We start from the raw sequence: 20,743 nt of genomic DNA, 5'->3' as shown, positions 1-20,743 counted from the left end.
TAAAAGCCTGATAACAAATTATTTCTTTGTTATAAAAACTCTCTCTAACTCTGTATCAAGAACTACTTTGTAAACTCCGGCCGCTGCTGGGTATTTAGCATTTCCGTTTTCTCCCGGTGACATGGTACAAATACCATTTTTAATTAATCTCCATGAAGGGCTCCACCATTGACCTGTAAAAGTTGCTTCCATTTGTCCTGTCAAAGTATATTCTCCCACTAATTGATAAGGGTTGTTTGGATTATTTGCTAAATGAAGTCCGGTTTGAACCCAGGCTGTCCATGTATCCCAATCTGCACCCTGAATTCCGCCGCCGCAAACACTCACGAATGGTCTTCTTAAAGCTTCGTCATCATGCCATAATCCGTTCGCGATATCTGCCCAGACTTTGCTTGAAGGTGTATATTTTGTGGCTGTATATTTTAAAGTATTTGGATTTACTTTGATACTATAATATCCTTTTGTTGGAAGAATAATTGCCGTTGAAGCAACATCGTCTACTAATTCTCCAGAAGTATTCAATCCAAAACAATGTGGTGCAAAATCGGATTCCTGACCTAAGAAATAAATTTCTTTATTGTCTTTATCTGCGTAGTATTTGAATTCGAAATCCTGTCCGCTTTTTTCGTGGAAATACATCGGAACTCCAACTGCATCTGTCGTTAAGTTTGTACCTTTTGGCTGGTCGCATAAATAAAGCGCCGGATATTCGTTTGTAGCTACAATATTTACGCTTAAAGTTCCTGTATTCGGAATCGCAAATTTGTCTTTTGCTGTAATGGTCAATACATAATCTGCAGCCGTTACAGGCAGTGTATACGTTTTATTGAACGTATACGATTGAGGCGAACCTGTTAACGTAACAGTTTCGTCAATACCAAGCGCTTCACATTTCACCTGAACATAATCAATTCCTGAATCGTCGTTTACCACAAAATTTACCGGCATTTGGTTACTTGTTGATAACAAGATAACGGCACCTTCTTTTGGAGTAACCATTGTTATCGATGGAGCAGCAAATTCGCCGTCTAAACGCAGATTGGCTTCTTCATTTACAACATTTCCCGAAACGTCTGTAATAATTAATTTTATTTTGAATGCTTCAGAAGTTCCTCTGTTTGCCGGAACTTCAAAAAAGTAACTCAAATCGTATGATTTTAAAAGCGGATCTGTGGCAAATGAGATTACTTTATCAAGCGATAATTCTGGAATTTGAATCTCTACGCTTTTTAATCCTAAATCATCAGCCAGAGCGGCTTTGATTTCAAATTTTCTGCTTGGTGCACCATAAATTTCTTTTGTTGATACCACTACCGTAGGATTATCAGAACTTGGAAATCCTGATTCGTTATTTTGACATCCGGTAAAAAAGATGGCAAAAAGGGTAAGAAAAAATAAAAATACATTTTTTTTCATTTCTTAATTTTTAAAGTTAGGTTTAGTTAGTTTGTCGTTTTCTAAAAACGTAAGTTGGTTTAAACTTGTAGGTCATTTTTTAAGTTTGGTCTTATCTGTTCCTGAGGCTAAACAGACTGCAATTGATTATCTGGTTATTTTCATATTGGTGAGTTTGGTTAATTGTTAGTATATTTTTTTCTTTTTGATCTTTCCTCTTTGTTCTATTTTCTTTCTTCTTTATTGAATCTTGCTGTTTGTTATTTTACCCGCAGTTTTTAAGAGCTGCGGGTATGATAAGTTATACTGTAAAACCAACTCTTACTTAATGTTTAAAAAAGGCTCAATTTTTTAAACTGATAAAAACTTATCGAAACAAACACTTATGATTATAATATAGTAATATGACTAACTTAATTACTATTACTGCAAAGAAATGTTTAATTCAAACTTTCCAGCAGGGGTAAAATGGAAAAAAAAGGAGGTCAAAATTGCAATTAACCATTATTTTGAGTTAAATTTTAAGGACTACGAAAAAATACCAGCATATTTTTACATAATACGTAATTATTAAATTTCATGTTTTTTACAAGAATTCTGTTTGTCATTTCGACCGAAGGGAGAAATCGCACAAGGTTGTCGACAAAGATTGGAGAGATGCTTTGTCGAGTTACGAGTGCGATTTCTCCCTTCGGTCGAAATGACAAAAAACCTTATTATTTGATAATATTGAGATCTGAGTTGAAAGAACTCTTGTATTTTTTAATGTATTCTGATGGTGTCATTCCAAAGAGTTTTACAAACTGCTGTCTGAAATATTTTGGGTCTTCAAAACCAACTTCAGCACTTGCCTGCGTAATATTCATGTCTTCGGTGAGCATTAACATCGCCGCTCTTCGAATACGAACAGAACGTATAAAAGCATTTAAAGTCTGTCCCGAAATGATTTTGATTTTAGTATAAAGCGTTCTGTGACTCATTCCCATTTCGAGTGCAAAGTTTTTGATGGTAAAGTCTCTTTTGTGAATATTGGCTTCTACAATGTCAATACATTTTTTTAGCATTTCCTGATATTCCACCGGAACTTTTTGGGTATTTTCCTTAAGTGTAATGCTGTCTAAGAAATAAGTTCGCAGGTTGCTTCTGTTTCGCAGTAAAGATTCTACACGTGCTTTTAGGATATCATCATCAAATGGTTTTGTGATATAATCATCGGCACCATCATTGATTCCCTGCAAATGAGTTTCAGGATTTTTTGATGCCGTAAGCAGAATTACCGGAATATGAGACAAATCGTTACTTTCTTTTATTTTTCGGCACAATTCTAAACCGTCCATTTCTTCCATTGTAATATCACTGATTACAAGATCCGGCATGTGTTTTTTGGTCAGTTTTAAACCTTCTTCTCCATTTTCGGCACTGTAAACGACATAGTTTTCTGAGAATAATTTTATCAGATACGCTCTGATTTCGGCATTATCATCAATAATTAAAACGGTGCGTTTTTCAGTAAGCATGATTTTTTGGAAATCACTTTCTGAAACTATAGTATTTGAAGCCGAATTGTTTTCTTCGGAATCGTCAATTATTAATTCATCAAATAACTGGCTTCTTTGCGGAGCGTCATTTGTAATTTCTACATTTTCAAAATGGCTGTTTCCTTTTAGAAAAGCTAGTTTAAATGTACTTCCTTTACCAATTTCACTTTCGCAGCTTACTTTACCTTTATGTTTGTCTACAAAGTATTTGACAATAAAAAGTCCGATTCCGAAACCGGTTCCTATTGAAACTTTTGAATTGATTTGTTTGAATTTTTCGAAAATTACTTCGATATCTTTTTTCTCAATTCCGTCTCCGTTATCCGAGATTTCAAGAAAAACCTCCTCATCACTTTCTGTTACTATAAGATTTATTTCGCCGCCAATTGGTGTGTACTTAAAAGCATTTGACATTAAGTTGAATAACGAAATCTCAATTTTTTCATAATCGCCAATAATCACAATTTCATGATCTGGAATCGTAAAATTATAATCGATGTTTTTATCTTTTGCCTGATTTACAAAACATTGATACACTTCATTACAAAGGTTATTCACATTTATTGGAGACAATCGTAATGAATCGGCATCATTTTCTGCTTTTCTAAAAAGTAAAAGTTGATCTACAAGGCTTAAAAGTCTTCTGGCGTTTCGGTGTGCAATTGCCAAATCACTTCCCGAAGAACCATTTTGAAAATCTTCTTTCTGAACCGCTTTTTTCAACGGATTTATAATCAGCGAAAGCGGTGTTCTAAATTCATGCGAAATATAAGTAAACATGGAAGATTGCTTTTCGGCAATTTCCTTTTCTTTCTTGCTTTCCAGTTCGGCAATTTTGACTTTATATTTTAATTTTTCTTTGTTTTTATGATAATCCAGATAAACGAAAAGAAGTCCTGCAATACTCAAAATATACAATAAATAAGCCCACCAGGTTCTATAACAAGGCGGCAAAACTTGTATCGAAACAAGGCTGACTTCTTTGTTCCAGCCTCCTTTAAAGTTGGTTGTTTTTACTTTAAAAGTATATTTTCCTTCGGGAAGTCTGGAGTAATTTGCTTTTCGGGCCTGACCCACATAATTCCATTGTTCGTCCCAGTTTTCTAAAAAATAAGCATAATTTATTTTGTCGGCATTGTTATAATCCAAGGCAACAAATTCTAATGATAAAGTGGTTTGATCATAAGCCAGTTCTAATTCTTTTACTTTTTCAGAATCGGTTGTGATTTCTGCTTTGCTCTCTTCAATTGGCTGATTGTTTACATAAAAATCAGTCAGCAAAACATTGTTTTTTTGATTGAATCCTTTAATCGCTTCGGGAAAAAAGATATTGAAACCGTTTATGCCACCAAAAAGAAATTCTCCTGTTGATAATTGAAGTCCGGCATTAAAACTAAACTGATTACTTTGAAGCCCGTCGTTTACAGAGAAATTACGAAAGGTTTTTCTCTTTTTATCAAATCGGCAAATACCATTATACGTACTCATCCAAAGATTTCCTCCTTTATCTTCAAATAACCTTAAAATAGTGTTGGATGGAAGTCCGTCATCAGATGTAAATCTTTTGAATTTATTCGTTTTTCGGTCAAATAAAAGCAAACCGCCTTCCTGCGTTCCTAACCATAAATTTTTGTCTTTGTCTTCATGAATGCATCGAACAGGATTTCCTATTGTGGTTTTGGTAATCTTTTTGGTATTTTTTTCTATAGAAAATAAAGACGTATAATTTCCTCCCCAAAGCTTTCCATCTGAAGTTTCGGCCATACATTGCAGATTATCAATGTTTTTATTAAAGAGTTTAAAACTATCCTCATTTCTATCTAAAAAATACAGTGAACCTTCATTTGTGGCACTTGCCCAAATATTTGATTTTGAATCTTTAAAAACAAACCAAATATTCTTTTCTATCTGCTTGGTAAAAGTATTATAGCAGGCATAGTGTCTTAGACTATTATCACTTTTATTTATTTTGTTGACTCCTCCCGCCCAAGTAGAAATCCAAATATCATTATTATCATCCCGAATTATTCCTGTAATAAAAGTACTTGGAAGCAAATTTTCATAAGTTGTGTACGTATTTTTTTTTCTATCCCAATATTTTAAACCTGCACCATCTGTACCTACCCAAACATTCTTTTTCTCGTCTTCGCAAAAAGACAAAATAAAGTTTTCGGCAGGATCTTTTCCATTGTATCTGATGCTTTTAAAATATTTTGGCGTATCGCTCAGCATACTGATTCCGCCGCGAAGGGAACCAAACCATTTGTTACCAGATTTATCTTCGTATAAACTCCAAACCGAATTACTTTTCGCCAGTTGATTGTTTTTAACCGAATTATAAGGCACGGCTTTTTTATTGTTTCCAATAACCTGAAAAATGCCGCAGCCGTCTGTTGTAACCCAGATTTCTCCTTTTTTGTCTGCGAGAATATCGGTTACACTGCATTTACCTGAAAAATAATTATCCGAAAGTGTTCCTGTTTTGGTGTTAAACAGAAAAAGGCCTTCGTCGGTTCCGAACCAAAGATTTCCATCTAAAGATAATTTCATTGCTTTTACGCCAATCGAAAGCGGAAAAACAACTTGTAATTTTTGTGATTTATAAGTGTAATTGCAAAGTCCAACATTTCGAATATAAACCCAGCTTCCGGATTTGTTCTTATTTTCCTGAATGGCTATGGCGTCGTAATTATTGACGTTGATTTGGTTTCCTAAAACGGTAAGCGGAATTGGTTTCCCAATAAATGAACCATTTTCGAACGCAACTAATCCTAGATTTTGAGAAGCAATTAAAAACAGTTTATCAGAAACAGACCGCATCTGATGTACAATGTCTTTTAAGTTTTTTGTTTTTTTATTGGAAGATGTATATTCAACCGAATGAAATGTAGCCGAGGTTTTATTATAAATACAAACTCCGTTGTTTCCTCCTACCCAAATATTGTTTTTAGAATCGCCTTCAATATTGTAAATCGCATTGAACAATAATGATTTTGGATCGTTGATTCGGTTTCTAAAAACTTTGAAATTGTAGCCGTCGTATCGGTTTAAGCCATCGTAAGTTCCAAACCACATAAAACCTTCGCTGTCCTGAAATATCGTGGTCACGGAATTATTTGATAATCCGTCAGATATATCCAAAAACTTAACGGGATAATCTTGCGAATATCCTGAAAATGAAAAGCTTATTAGCAGAAGATATAGAACAAAATGCTTCAAAGTGTAATTTTTTAAAATACTTGTAAAAAGTACAATTATAAGCTAATTTGACAGTATTTTACAAAAATTACAATATAAAAATTATATTTTGCCCTTTGTTTATAGGATTTTTATAGCGGTTGATTGTTTTTAATAAAGTTATACCTATGTTTTTGTTGGTGTGGCTATAGCTTTTACTCATTTTTTGTCATTTCGACGAAAGGAGAAATCACACTAGAAACTCTACAAAGATTGGCGATTCACTTTAAGGAAATACTTGTGCGATTTCTCGTTCCTCGAAATGACAACCTTTACGAGTAAATTGAGGTTATTCAACTTTTCCTCTCATTAAATCTTCAATCTGAGACAAAGAAATTTTCGGATTTGCACCCGGCGAACCAGCAACCAAAGCGCCCATTACGCAAGCCAAATCTAAAGCTTCCTGCGGTTTTTTATCCGTAAGTAAAGAGGTTACTAAAGTGGCTAAGAAAGAATCTCCAGCACCAACAGTATCAGCAACCACAATTGGATAACCAATATTTTCATAAAAAGTGCCTTCCCATAATAGTAAAGCTCCGTGTTTACCTCTTGTAACGCATATTCCTTTTACGTCTGCCAAAGAAGAAATAAAATTCATATTCTCTTTTAAATCGGTATGTGGGAAATTTAAAGCTGAGGATATTTCTAAAATTTCTTCATCATTAAACTTTACGAAATTGGCGGATTTCATTAATTTTTCAAGAATCTCATACGTATAATGTGGCTTTCTTAAATTGACATCGAAAACTTTATAAGTATTTGTTTGTAAAAGTTCTTCTAATGATTTTCTGGAAACCTCATCTCTGCAGACCAAACTTCCGTAAATTAAAACATCAGCATCATTAGTAAGTTTTCTTGCTTCGTTATTTAATATAATTTTATCCCAAGCCGATGGATATTTTATTTCATAAGTTGCAGATCCTGTTTGATCTAAAGTTACGTTTACCAATCCTGTTGGGAAATCTTTTGAGGTAATTATGGAAGCGGTTTCGAGTCCTAAATCTTTTACGGTTTCTATGATGGCTTTTCCGTCTTCGTCATTTCCTACACAGCTAATCATGGCAACATCACAGCCTAATGATTTCATTCTCAAAGCTACATTCAACGGTGCGCCGCCTATCTTTTTTTCGTTGGTAAAAACATCCCACAGCACTTCTCCGTACGCAATCGCGTTAAGCTTTTTTTCGTTACTCATTCCTAATTTGTTTTTGTTAATCCTGAAATATAAAGTTATACTTTTAATTAAAACTGACCTAGAAATTAGTTATTGTATAATAAAAAAGAGGATTTAAAAATCCTCTTTTTATATAATTATTATTTTTTTGTAATGAATCAAATACTCCTAACGGAGTATGCGGTATGTGCTAAATTTTATTTTTTTCTACCGACCATATACTCCTAGTGGAGTATTTCTACTGTCGTTTTATTCTTTACCGATATTGAACCCCTAACGGGCTATGCTTAACTCGTAATGCTATTGTTTTCTACCGATATGAAACCCCTAACGGGGTATGCTTAAAGGGGAATGTTATTGTTTCTTCTACCGATATGAAACTCCTAACGGAGTAATCTGTAACGTTATTTATTTCAATGAAATATCTCGGAGAGATTAAATATCGGTAGCACTCCACGATCACGCCTTCAAAATTTGTCCCGTAGGGACTACATATTCAATACAATAAAAACATACTTATTCTTTGATATTGAGTATTGCAAGAATTTCTTGTTTAAGTGAGGCTTCGCGAGCAGCTATGGAATCATTAGCGAAAGCATACATATCGCTTTTGGTAAAGCCGGCTTTCAAGATTTCTGTAGTATCTGTTACTTCCTGATCAAAATCAGCTTCTATAGATCCTTTATATTTTTCAGAATAACGAATTTTGTAGAATCTGCCAACACGCTCAGAAGAACCTATTGAAGAACCGCCTTCGCCTTTATATCGTATTCCTTCAATATTGTAAATCAAGTAATCAATTTTTGCTCCTTTATATTTGCGGTGTGAAATACATTTTCCAACTGTGACTTTTCCATTTAACTTAATATCTTTTCTTATAAGATATCCTTCAAAAAGTAGAAATAAAAAAAATAAAAAGCCTAAAATGAGAAGAATTACTGAAATTTTCCCAATTATTTTAAGTCCTATTTCCTTCATAATTATTCTTTTTACCTAATATGATATTAAACAAATATAACGTAAAACTCTACCACGCTTTTATAAAAATCTTTAAATATAAAAAACAAAAAACTGTGTAAAATCAAAAGACACTTACACAGTTTATTTTATGATGAAGCTGTAAATATTAATCTAACAAAAAGACAATCAATCCACGCGCACCATGCGCACCCAAAACCAACGACTGCTCAATATCAGCAGTTTTTGAAGGTCCGGCAATAAAAGTTCCGAAACCATATTCCTGATTCCCTATTCTTTCATAGGCTTGCTGCATCGTGCGGACAATATCATTTTTATGAACAATTATTGCTAAATATTGTGCAATAAAAGGAGCAATTCGCTGTCCTAAAATATCATCGGTTACCCAAAGTGCACTGTTTTCAGCAACTCCAAAATGTGCTTTTACAACCGTTAATTCAACATCCTGAAGCGAATGCGGATCAACATTGTTCCAGTCTAATGAAGCGATTTCTGAAAGCTCTGGAAGTGTTGTAATTAATCTTTTTTGAAGATTGTAATGTGATTTTATATAATTGATAATTTCACTGTAATTAGAAACCTCAACAGGATCTCCGCCAATACCTTTTAAAACTGTTTTATAGGTTTCAAGAATATCAAAATCTTCTGAACCTAAAACACTTAAATCCGGCAGATCTGTCACTAAATCGGGTTGGTTTAGTTTTATTCTATTTAAAATTTCGGTTTTACTGCTCATTGTCTTTTGCTTTAGATTCTCTTGAATTTTTCTTGTACCATTCTCTAAAAGATTCCTCAGGAACGTCTGGCATTTCACGCTGGTCATACCATTTATTCATTTTATTATTGACCATTCCAGGAACATTTTTCATTATAAATCTTCCTGATTTTCCTGCAATATTAAAAATCGTTGGATTGGCTAAAACTGTTGCCATTGTTTTCATCGCAATAGTTTTTGCTTTTGGTGTATAACCGTCTTTTACCAAAACCTGACGCCATTTGTACAATTGATCGTGAATATCAATTTTTACAGGGCAAACGTTGGTACAGGAACCGCAAAGTGTACTGGCAAAAGGTAAATCGGCATTTTTGCTCATGTCTAAATTGGGTGCCAAAATAGAACCAATTGGTCCGGCAACCGCATTGTGGTAACTGTGTCCGCCGCTTCGTCTGTAAACCGGACAAGTATTCATACAGGCTCCGCATCGAATGCATTTTAGGGAATTTCTAAAATCTTCGCGTCCTAATTGTTTGCTTCTGCCGTTATCAACAATAACTATGTGAAGTTCTTTTCCGTCTCTTGGTTTTTTGAAATGGCTTGAAAAAGTGGTTATAGGCTGTCCTGTTGCGCTTCTTGCCAATAATCTAAGGAAAACACCTAAATGTTTGCGCTGTGGGATCAGTTTTTCAAATCCCATACACGCGATATGAACATCGGCTAAATGTGCGCCCATATCGGCATTTCCTTCGTTAGTGCAGACTACAAATTCTCCGGTTTCAGCAATGGCAAAATTAACTCCGGTTAAAGCTACTTTTCGGGTTAAGAAGGTGTTTCTTAAACTATGACGCGCCGATTCGGTTAAATACTGCGGATCAAAATTTCCTTTTTCTGTTCCTAAATGTTCGTGGAAAGTTTCACTAACATCTTCTTTTTTAAGGTGAATGGCTGGCAAAACAATATGACTTGGCGGTTCTTTACGAAGCTGTACAATATATTCGCCTAAATCTGAATCGATAACTTCTATTGCTTTTTCGGCTAAATAATCGTTTAAATGGCATTCCTCAGTAAGCATCGATTTTGATTTCACCATTTGCTTTACATCATGTTTTGCCATGATTGAATGCACTATTTCGTTGTGTTCTTTTGCATCGGCTGCCCAGTGTACAATGATTCCGTTTCTTTGTGCATTGGCTTCAAATTCAACTAAATAATCATGAATATTAGAAAGCACATTGGCTTTTATTTGGGATGCCGTTTCTCGTAATAATTCCCAATCCTTAATTTGATGTGCCGATTTATCACGCTTTGCACGAACAAACCAAAGTGTTTCGTCATGCCAATTGACACGCTCTACATCTTTGTTGAACTTTGCTGCGGCTTCGCTGTGCTGTATTATTTTTTCTGAAGACATCTTTTGTCAGTTAAATGTTTTTACCATTAAGGTATTAAGTTAATTAAGCCAAACTTTATGAACTTAAATGCTTAAGGATAAAAGAAAATTAAGCTTCAATTTTAAATAGTTTCTCTGTTTTAGCATTAAGTCAAGCTTTATGAACTTAATATCTTAATGGTAGAAAAAGAAATTTATGTTTATCTTAAATTTACTTCGTTTTCGAGTGAATTTAATATTTCAGCAATATGAATGGTTTTTATTCGGCTTTTTTGTCTTTTCAAAATTCCGTCTAAATGCATTAAACACGACATATCACCACCTGTAATATAATCTACATTATGGCTTTCGTGATCTTTAATTCGGTCTTGTCCCATTTTTACAGAAATGGCTTCTTCGGTCACACAAAATGTTCCGCCAAAACCACAGCATTCGTCTTTTCTCGTTAAAGCAACTAAATCTAATCCTTTAATATTATGCAGTAATTGTTCAGGTTTTGAGAAAAATGGCGCGTTTAATTCGGACATTTGAGAAAGATGTAATCCGCGTTGTCCGTGGCAGCTTACGTGCATTCCTACTTTAAAAGGAAAACTTCCGTCTATATGCTCTATTTTTAAAATATCAGTTATAAATTCTGTTAATTCAAAAACGGTATTTCTAATTTTTGTTGTGGCTTCTTCATTTTTTTCGTCATGCAAATGATCTTTTACATGCAGTACACAACTTCCTGAAGGACATACAATATAATCGAATCCGGTAAAATTGGCTATAAAATTAGTGTCACAGCCTTTTGTTAAATGTGCATAACCGCTGTTTGCCATTGGCTGACCGCAGCAGGTTTGTCCCATCGGAAAATGAACTTCACATCCTAATTTCTGTAAAAGTTCGTATGTCGCAATACCTACTTTTGGGTAAAACTGATCGACATAACACGGTATAAATAGTCCGATTTTCATTTTTTATTATTTTATTTTTAGCCCGCAGATTTGGCAGATTAAACAGATACACGCAGATTTTCTAAAATTAAATCTGAATGAATCTACTCGTTTGTTTGTCATTTCGACGAAGGAGAAATCTTCGTAAGTAACTCCGCAACTAAAGACCAATCTTTGTCGAGCTTCTCGCGAAGATTTCTCCTTCGTCGAAATGACAATACTATCTCAATTTAACGCACATTTTTAATTCTTAATCTATTTATCTGCGCCATTATTTTAATGTTTATAAAACTTCAAATCAATCAAATCATTTTGAATTGGTTTAGGATTCCAGTTTTGATGAATTGCTAATGCTGCTCCTAAAGCACTTGCCTGCGCCATTGATGCGGCATAAACCTCAACATCAGGGAAAGCTTCGGCTAATAAATTCATATAAATGGAATTTTTACTGAAACCTCCGTCCACAAATATTTTCTTTACAGGGCTGTTATGAATGACTAAGTTAGTTGAAAAAACCTGCTGTTCTACCAAATCTAACATTAATTGATGATAGGCCGTTTCGTAATTTTTGAATGTTGAAAGGTCTCTTTTTTGAAAAGGGCATTCTTTCAGAATATCAAAATTGTATTTTTTAGGATAAATGATTTGAAAATTTAGCGCGCGTAAATTTGAAACTACATTTTTATCAAAATAAACATCTTTGTATGTATCAACCGGGACGTTAAAATATTCTGCTAAGCGTTTGGTTTGTACTTCATGTTCGTTTCCTGCAAAAAGTCTTGCGGCTTTTACAGGCTTTTCTGTGTATTGTAAATAACACAAACAATCGTGCTGTAATTCCTCAAAAGTCAATGGCTTATTGTTGAACGGATTTAAGGAAATGCTCCAGGTTCCTGTTGATAATAAAACAAAAGGCTCGGTAAAGTTAATGGTATATGGAATTATCGCCGATGAACTATCGTGAAGCCCTGCTCCTACTGCTAAACCGTCTTTTGTTTTGACAACATCTTTTCCGTAATAAAACGGCGGAATTTTACCTGAAATGCCTTCACTTTTTAACCATTTATGGTATTTCATTTTTTTGAAATTCCAAAGATTGGTATGACAGCCAACGCTTGTAATATCGGCGTAAGCTTCATTGGTTAAAAGAAAACTCAGAAATTGCGGCAGGTGTAAACAATATTGCACCTTTTTAAACAAGTCCGGTTTTTCTTCTTTTAAACGGTAAATCTGCATTCCTGAATTTAAGCTTCCCAAAACGGGAGAAGCTGTTTTTACGGCAAACGCTTCTTTTCCTTTGTATTTTTTATAGAAGTCGTTTTTTAAATCCTCCGGATAATCTTTTAAATAATTATACAGAGGAGTTAAAACTTTTCCTTCTTTATCAATGTAGACAAAACTAGCACCGTAAGTACTAAAATTGATGGCTTTTAAAATATAATTGGTTAAAGCTTTTATTTCTGATAAGCGCTCAAAAATCCAGTTTTTAAGCACTTCTATATCTTCGCAGGGAAAACCATCTTCGTCGACAGTTTCGTCAAAATTGACTGATTTCTCCCAAACAATTCTATAATTTTCATCAAATAAAAATACCTTTTTGTTTGTTTTACCAATATCAAAAATTGCAACTACATTCATTTTTTTAATTGTAAATTGTGAGTTGTGAATTGTGAATTACAGATATTAACTTATAATTCAAAACTCATAATTATAATCCCGTTGCCAATGTTTTTAATCCTCTTTCTCCAATAAGATTTTTTCTCACAGAAAGGCTTCTGTATAATTCTACCGGATTTAAAGCTGCTCCTGAACGTAAACGAGCCTCGGCAACAAGAGCGCGAACGTCTGTACGGAAAGCGTTTTGAAGAATTTCCTGTGCTTTTACTACATCATTTTCTTGTTGTGCTTGTTCTAATGCTTTTCTGTCTACAGAAAGTGCTTGTGCGTAAGCAATCATAATGGCTTCAACAGATTGTAATAAATCTTCTAACGGATCTTTGATGTTGTGCGATGCGTCGATCATCCAGCCTAAATCTTTGGCGTGGTTCATTCCTCTTGCGTCCATTCCTTCAACTAATTCATTGAAAATTAAGAACAATTGATATGGTTTTAAAGCTCCGGCAGTTAAATCGTCGTCACCGTATTTTGAATCATTAAAGTGGAATCCGCCCAGTTTGTTTTCCATTAATAATAATGAAACGATCTGCTCAATATTGGCGTTTGGTAAATGATGTCCTAAATCGACTAAAGTTTGTGCTTTATCGCCTAATTTTTTCACGTAAGAATAGGATTGTCCCCAATCTGCAACTGTTGTAGAATAAAAATTAGGTTCGGCACATTTGTATTCTAAATATAATTTCCAGTTTGAAGGTAATGCATCGTAGATTTCTTCTAAACTTTCTAAGGTGTTTTGATATGCTTTACGGAAGTTTAACTGTCCCGGAAAGTTAGAACCATCAGCAAGCCAAACGGTTAATGATTCTGATCCTAATTCGATTCCGTGTTTAATAACTTCGATATTGTGTGCGATTGCTTGCTTACGAACGGCTTTATTTACGTTTTGTAATGAACCGTATTTGTATGTATGTTCTGCATCTGCCTGATCCTGAAATGTATTCGAGTTCATGGCATCAAACTTTAAATTGTGCTGTGACGCTAATGTTTTGATTGCTTTATAATCTTGTGGAATATCCCACGGAATATGAAGTGAAATAGCGCCTGATGCATTGTTTAATTTATGAAGCAACCCAACATCTTCGATTTTTTCTTCGATTGAACGAGGTTCTCCGCCTCCTGCAAAACGCCCGAATCTTGTTCCTCCTGTTCCTAAAGCCCAAGATGGAATTGCGATTTGAAAGTCGATTAGTTTTTGGATAATCGACTCTGTATTATCAATTTCTGATGCTGTAAAAACAAGTTTGTTTTGGTGTTTTTTTAATAATCCCTCGTTATGAGATTCGATGTGGTTTGATCCGATTAACATAGTTATTGATATTTTAATAGAGTTACAATATATGAATTTTATCCGTTTGCGTTTATTTTTCTAACACATAGAAACATAGTTTTTCTTTACGTTCAAAGGCGTTTCACTTGCATTAATAAACATAGCTCTGTGTGATGACTTGTCATCTTTTTAATCTTTACTCAAGAAAAAAAATCTATGTTTCTATGTGTTTAAAAAACTTCTGCTGATTAATTTATATAATCTAAACTCTGGTTTAACTTTACTATTTTATGGTAATTGGTCTGCTTATAAAAATGGATTGTCTAAAAAAATCTAACGTTCGAAAGAATTCGAACGCTAGACCACAAAAAACCACTTTTGCTTAAACAAACTTATAAAAAAACTTAAATAATTTTTATCTATAAAAGCCCATTGCAACGCCGCCGTCTACGTTTAAAGCGTTTCCTGTCGATTTGTTCAGGAAACCTCCAACAAACGCAAAACAAGCATTTGCAATATCATCCGGCAATATGATTTCATTCAATAACGTACGTTTTGCATAGTAAGCCGGTAGTTCTTCTACCGTGATTCCGTATGCTTTTGCACGACCTTCTGCCCATCCGCCAGACCAAATATTTGAATCTGAGATTACGGCATCTGGATTTACTGTGTTTACACGAATTTTGTCTGCTCCTAATTCGGCAGCCATTAAACGTGTTAAATGCGCCTGAGCAGCTTTTGCAGAACCGTAACCCGGGTTATTTGGGCCGGCTACTACTGCATTTTTAGAAACAATGTTTACAATATCACCTCCAAAACCTTGTTTGCGCATTACTTCAATTCCGGCTTTAGAAACAATAAATTGTCCTTTTACCAAAATATCATATAATCTGTCCCACTCTTCAAGCGTATGTTCTGCAATAGATTTTGAAATACTGATTCCTGCATTGTTTACAATAATATCTGCACCTCCAAAAGCTAAAGAAGCTTGGTCTAAAGCTAATTCTGTGCTTTTTTCATCTGTAACATTCAATAAAGTACTGGCAACAGCATCTTTTCCAAAAGCTTTAATAAATTCAGCAGTTGCTGACTCTAAACGCTCTTCGTTGATATCGTTGATTACTACACAAGCACCTTCCTGAGCAAATTTCTTAGCGATCGCTTTACCAATTCCGCCAGCAGAACCTGTAATTACAGCTACTCTGCCAGACAATGCTTTTGGCTTTGGCATACGCTGTAATTTTGCTTCTTCTAATAACCAATATTCGATATCAAATGCTTCCTGGTGCGGCAATGAAGTATATTCTGAAACTGCTTCTGCACCTTTCATTACGTTTACGGCATTGATATAATATTCTGATGCCAAACGTGCCATCGTTTTATCTTTTGCAAAAGTGAACATTCCAACTCCCGGATATAAAATCACCACCGGATTTGGGTCACGCATTGCAGGAGAATTTGATTTCTTGCAGGCATTATAATAGTCTTTGTACATCGCACGGTAAGCTTCAAAAGCAGGAGCTAATTTTGCTTTTACCGCATCAACATCTGATAAATCTTCGTTTGGATCTAATGTTAAAACCAGTGGACTGATTTTTGTTCTTAAAAAGTGATCCGGACAAGAAGTCCCTAATGGAGCTAATTTTGAAAGATCGTTTGAATTGATGAATTCCAATACTCTTGCATCATCTGTATAATGTCCAATCATTTGACGCTCTGATGAACAGAAACCTCTTAAAATTGGGGCTACTTTTGCTGCTTTTAATTTACGGTCTGCTTCTGGAAGGCTTTCGATTTTTTGACCTCCAAAAACCGGACGTTTTTTACCGTAGTTATCTTCTAAATACGTCGCGCATTTCTCGATTACTTCCAGCGTATTGATATAACTTTCGTATGCAGTATCTCCCCAGGTAAAAAGACCGTGAGAACCTAACATGATGCCGCGTAGTTTTTTTCCTTTTTTAGCAGCTTCTTCTAAACAGCTTCTTAATTGAAGCCCTAAGTCAAAGCCCGGACGCTGCCAGCCTACCCAGCCAATTTCTCCGTCAAATAATTCTTCAGTGATTTTTGCTCCGTCTTTTGCGGCAGCGATTGCAATTGCTGCATCCGGATGAAGGTGGTCAATATGTTTGAATGGTAAAAAACCATGCAAAGGCGTATCGATAGATGGTGCTTTTGAAGCCAGATCGAAAATACAATGATTGAATAATTCTACCATTTCATCTTCAAACTCAATTCCTTTGTAAACATTTTCAAGATTACGCAATCTGTCTAAATACAATGCTGCACAGCCAGATTTTGTCAATGTACCAATATCTCCTCCAGAACCTTTAATCCACATAACTTCTGAACTTGCTCCTGTTAACGGATCTTTGTCTGTAATTTTTACAGAAGTATTTCCTCCTCCATAGTTAGTCAATCTTAAATCGGCTCCTAAAAGGTTCGAACGATAAATGAAAAGCGCTACTTCATCTCCTGCTAATGCTGCTGCTTTAGCTTCATCCCAAAAATAGCTCACATGCTTAAAATTCATATTTTTTGTATTTGTATTTGACATTGTTATCATATATTTTTTCAAGTATTTACAAAGAATTCCCAATTCCGACTAAAATGATCGAAAGCATTATCAATCCGATTCCCCAGATAAAAGTCCTGAATGTTTTTTGCGAAACACCCTGCCACTCTTTCAAATAGAATCCCCAAAAATTTGCTGTTAAAATAATGGTTGCCATATGCAGAATCCATGAGCTTGCCCCGTTTCCTAATTTGCTTTCGCCCATTCCGTAAAAGAAAAACTGCAAAAACCACATTGTACCGGCAAGTGCTGAAAAAAACACATTTTTTGTAATTGGAGTTGCTTTATTGGTATAATCTCCAATCGTTTTATTTTTAAAATTTAAATAGATACACCAGATAAAATTGGTGGTTAAACCTCCCCAAAGCAAAACAATATAGGTTACATTATTTTGAAACAATGGGTTACAGCCATTTATTACTGCCTGTTCTGCCATTGGTTTTCCGGCTTCGATTCCGTAGTTAAAAAAAGAACTTAAAATTCCAGAAATTACCGCAATTATTAAACCTTTTACAAGACTGAAATCTTTGTCTTTATCTTCGTGACCAACAGCAAAATCTTTTTCTTTTAGGATTCCCGCTTTTCCAGAAATTGCAATTCCTAAAAGGCAGACAGCAACGCCTAGTAAAACCAATCGTCCGCCAGAACTTGCCAGCATTTCGCTAAACGAAATTTTACCTTCTGTTGGATACAAATCATAATATATAGAAGGAACTAAAGCTCCAAATGCAGAACAGAATCCTAAAATGATCGAATTTCCAAGTGACATTCCTAAATAACGAACGCCAAGACCGTATGTTAATCCGCCAATTCCCCAAATCAATCCCATTGAAAAAGTAAAGGTTTTGATGGCTGGTGACGCTGTTACAATAATTTCAGTAAAATTTGGAATCGTTAAATAGGCAGCAATTGGCGGTACAATTAACCAGGAAAAAAATCCGCCTACAAGCCAGTAGCTTTCCCAAGCCCAATCTTTAACTTTTTTAAAAGGCATATAAAAACTACCTGAAGAAAATCCTCCGATAGAATGAAAAATGATTCCTAATAATGATTCCATTTAATAATTTGTTTGTGGTTAATTGCGATAGTTAATTTCGTTTTGTAAAATAATATAATGTAAAAAAGAAAACTGTCCTGTACTATCCTTTATGATTCGTGTATTTTTTGTTAAAAGTGCGCATTAATTGCAAAGATCAATGCAATTGTATTGGAAAAATAAATTTAAAAACGCTACTTTAGCAATCGATTTCGTTATTATTATTTCCTCTAGTTGATATAACACCCTGAAAGTAAAGAGTACTTTTATTTTATCGTTATTGTTTGTAAGGAAAGTAGTAAAATCAATATATGAAGCAGTTTTTAGGATTGTTTTTTATAAAATTATAATTAAAAAAAATTGTTTCATGCCCCAAAACCTGAAACAGATTGCAAAATAGCAGCATGATTAAATTAATTAAAATAGATGAAGATTCGAGGGTTCCAAAATACAAACAAATTGTTGACTCGATTTTGCAGAATATTGCTAACGGAAATTTAAAAATCAACCAAAAAATTCCTTCTATAAACAGTTTCAGCGAAGAGTTTTATATGTCGCGCGATACGGTTGAAAAAGCCTATAATATTTTAAAGGAAAGAAAAATCATTTCTTCGATTAGAGGAAAAGGATATTATATTACCCGAACAAAACTGGAGTCAAAAGTAAATATTTTGTTTTTGTTTAATAAACTGAGCGCTTACAAAATGAAAACCTACAGCTCGTTTATTGATACGCTTGGTGCGAATGCGCATACTGATCTTCATATTTATCATTGCGACGAAACGCTGTTTTTAAATTTACTGGATAAGTTTGAAGGGGCTTACGATTATTATGTTATTACAACGCATTTTAAAACCGATGAATTAAAACATTTGAGTTTTACGGATGAAGTTGCCAAAGCGATTCAGAGAATTCCTGAGGAGAAACTGGTTTTAATGGATAATATCAAACTTTCGCATGAAGGTGAAATCATTAAAATTTATCAGGATTTTGAAAATGATATTTATAATGCGCTGAAAGAAGGTTTAACGAAAATCACCAAATACAAAAGATTAATTTTAGTTTATCCTGATAAAGCTGTTTATCCGTATCCGAGAAGAATTCTGCATGGTTTTAGAAAATTTTGTGTGGAACACGAGATCAACTTTGAAATTCTTAGTGAAGTATATGATGATATGATTCTTAAAAAAGGTGATTTATTTATTACTATTGAAGAATCTGATCTGGTGAATTTAATGAAACAGATTCGCGATGAGGAATATGTTTTAGGGAAAGATATCGGCGTAATCTCTTATAATGATACGCCATTAAAAGAATTACTGGGCATAACCGTAATGTCTACCGATTTTAATATTATGGGAGAAACTGCTGCGAGAATGATTTTGAATAAAGAAAAAGGTCAGTTTAAAGTTCCTTTTAATTTTATTGATAGAAATTCTATCTAAGATGCTGAGATTCTGAGATGCTATCCCGATAGCTATCGGGACTAAGTTTTTTTTTACAGCGGTTTAAAACAAAAAAATCTGCAATAAGGTTTTTATTTCTCATTGCAGATGATTAGATAGTTTATTTGATGCTTTTATAAAGTTGCCATGTCGATTACGAAACGGTATTTTACATCATTTTTTAGCATTCTTTCATAGGCTGTGGTGATGTCTTTGATGTCGATTAATTCAATATCGGCAACAATATTATGTTCGGCACAAAAGTTTAGCATTTCCTGAGTTTCGGCTATTCCTCCGCAGGCAGATCCTACAATACTTTTACGTCCGCCTAATAATGAAAAAGCGCCTAAAGCTCCATCCAGATGAATTCCTTCTACCGGAACACCCACGCAAATATGAACTCCATCAATATTAAGTAAAGACAGGTAAAAGTTAAAATCGTGGTCTGCTGCTACTGTATCTACAATAAAGTCGAAAGAACTCTTTACTTTTTCAACTTGCGCCGCATCTTTCGTTACTACAAAATGATGAGCACCCAATCTTTTTGCATCAACTTCTTTTTGTGGAGAAGTACTCAAAATAGTAACTTCAGCTCCCAGGGCAACTGCAAATTTTACAGCCATGTGTCCAAGTCCGCCCAAACCAAGAACAGCAACTTTATGTCCTTTACCTATTTTCCAGTGTTTTAATGGCGAATAAGTTGTGATTCCTGCGCATAACAAAGGCGCTGTTGCTGCTAAGTTTAATGTTTCTGGAATGTGAACCGTAAAGTTTTCATGGGTTACAATAGAGTTAGAATAGCCTCCATATGTTGGTTTGCCGTCTCCAAATTTGTCAAGACCGTTATAAGTAGGCACAACACCTTCACTGCAATATTGTTCCAATCCGTCTTTACAGTGTCCGCATTCTCCGCATGAATTAACCATAGTACCAATTCCGGCAAGATCGCCTATTTTGAAACCTTTAACGTGATCTCCCACTTTTGTGATACGGCCTACTATTTCGTGTCCTGGAACCATTGGGAAAATTCCCGGAAACCATTCATTGTTAATTTGCGCAAGATCTGAGTGGCAGACTCCACAATATAAAATTTCGATTTGTACGTCATGTGCTCCAACTTCCCTTCTCTCGAAATTCCATGGAGCCAGCGTTTCATTTGCACTTTGTGCCGCATATCCTTTTACTGCAATCATTGTTTTTAGGTTTAGTGTTATAATCGTTGCAAAGTTATTCGCAGTATCTATCTTTAAAGATGTGTATTTCAAATGAAAAGCTGAAAAAATCAAATATGTCAAATAGCAAACGTTTCTTTGATTTTTACAGCTTTCTATTTGATATTACCAATTTACTTGTATTCGATTTTATACCTTTGTGCTAT

General features: G+C 34.5%; 13 protein-coding genes. 1 reads left to right on the top strand and 12 read right to left on the bottom strand.

The features are described 5' to 3' along the window. Positions 1 to 18: 18 nt before the first annotated feature. The 11 genes from APR43_RS02815 to rhaT all read right to left on the bottom strand — a co-directional run bounded on the left by APR43_RS02815 (position 19) and on the right by rhaT (position 17,941). Positions 19 to 1,416, bottom strand: a complete 1,398-nt coding sequence (locus APR43_RS02815) for a hypothetical protein (RefSeq protein WP_053471970.1) — start codon at positions 1,414 to 1,416, stop codon at positions 19 to 21. Positions 1,417 to 2,111: 695 nt separating this feature from the next. Next, positions 2,112 to 6,152 (bottom strand): two-component regulator propeller domain-containing protein, encoded by a 4,041-nt coding sequence (locus APR43_RS02810; protein ID WP_240514914.1) that lies wholly within the window; start codon positions 6,150 to 6,152, stop codon positions 2,112 to 2,114. A gap of 307 nt (positions 6,153 to 6,459) precedes the next feature. Further along, a complete protein-coding gene (locus APR43_RS02805) occupies positions 6,460 to 7,365 on the bottom strand; it encodes a carbohydrate kinase family protein (RefSeq protein WP_053471972.1) in 906 nt (301 codons plus the stop codon). 495 nt (positions 7,366 to 7,860) lie between these two features. Then, a complete protein-coding gene (locus APR43_RS02800) occupies positions 7,861 to 8,322 on the bottom strand; it encodes a hypothetical protein (protein WP_053471973.1) in 462 nt (153 codons plus the stop codon). Positions 8,323 to 8,470: 148 nt separating this feature from the next. Further along, positions 8,471 to 9,058: a lactate utilization protein C gene (locus tag APR43_RS02795; RefSeq protein WP_053471974.1), complete on the bottom strand. Its 588-nt coding sequence runs from the start codon at positions 9,056 to 9,058 to the stop codon at positions 8,471 to 8,473. After that, positions 9,048 to 10,451, bottom strand: a complete 1,404-nt coding sequence (locus tag APR43_RS02790) for a lactate utilization protein B (protein ID WP_053471975.1) — start codon at positions 10,449 to 10,451, stop codon at positions 9,048 to 9,050. Before APR43_RS02790 ends, APR43_RS02795 begins: the two co-directional genes overlap by 11 nt. A gap of 179 nt (positions 10,452 to 10,630) precedes the next feature. Continuing rightward, the gene (locus APR43_RS02785) at positions 10,631 to 11,386 is read right to left on the bottom strand and encodes a (Fe-S)-binding protein (protein ID WP_053471976.1); all 756 of its coding nucleotides are present in this window, start codon (positions 11,384 to 11,386) and stop codon (positions 10,631 to 10,633) included. Positions 11,387 to 11,641: 255 nt separating this feature from the next. Further along, entirely contained in the window at positions 11,642 to 13,003 is a 1,362-nt protein-coding gene (locus APR43_RS02780; RefSeq protein WP_053471977.1) for an FGGY-family carbohydrate kinase, read from the bottom strand. A 70-nt stretch (positions 13,004 to 13,073) separates the two neighbouring features. Next, positions 13,074 to 14,348 carry a TIM barrel protein gene (locus tag APR43_RS02775; protein ID WP_053471978.1) on the bottom strand — a complete coding sequence of 425 codons (1,275 nt, stop codon included), beginning with the start codon at positions 14,346 to 14,348 and terminating at the stop codon, positions 13,074 to 13,076. Between the two features lie 376 nt (positions 14,349 to 14,724). Beyond that, positions 14,725 to 16,866: a bifunctional rhamnulose-1-phosphate aldolase/short-chain dehydrogenase gene (locus APR43_RS02770; protein WP_053471979.1), complete on the bottom strand. Its 2,142-nt coding sequence runs from the start codon at positions 16,864 to 16,866 to the stop codon at positions 14,725 to 14,727. A 25-nt stretch (positions 16,867 to 16,891) separates the two neighbouring features. Then, on the bottom strand, positions 16,892 to 17,941 hold the full coding sequence (rhaT, locus tag APR43_RS02765) for an L-rhamnose/proton symporter RhaT (protein WP_053471980.1): 1,050 nt from the start codon (positions 17,939 to 17,941) through the stop codon (positions 16,892 to 16,894). Positions 17,942 to 18,324: 383 nt separating this feature from the next. On the opposite strand from rhaT, the gene APR43_RS02760 reads away from it, so the two are divergent. Continuing rightward, the gene (locus APR43_RS02760; protein WP_053471981.1) at positions 18,325 to 19,365 is read left to right on the top strand and encodes a GntR family transcriptional regulator; all 1,041 of its coding nucleotides are present in this window, start codon (positions 18,325 to 18,327) and stop codon (positions 19,363 to 19,365) included. A 134-nt stretch (positions 19,366 to 19,499) separates the two neighbouring features. On the opposite strand, the gene APR43_RS02755 is transcribed toward APR43_RS02760, so the two are convergent. Further along, complete coding sequence (locus tag APR43_RS02755) at positions 19,500 to 20,558, bottom strand: NAD(P)-dependent alcohol dehydrogenase (protein WP_053471982.1); 1,059 nt, start codon at positions 20,556 to 20,558, stop codon at positions 19,500 to 19,502. Between the last annotated feature and the right edge of the window lie 185 nt (positions 20,559 to 20,743).

The organism is Flavobacterium sp. NLM, assembly GCF_002210235.1.
Taxonomy (GTDB): domain Bacteria; phylum Bacteroidota; class Bacteroidia; order Flavobacteriales; family Flavobacteriaceae; genus Flavobacterium; species Flavobacterium panici.
Note: the sequence above shows the minus strand (reverse complement) of the source record. Positions and strands in the feature narration are given on the sequence as shown.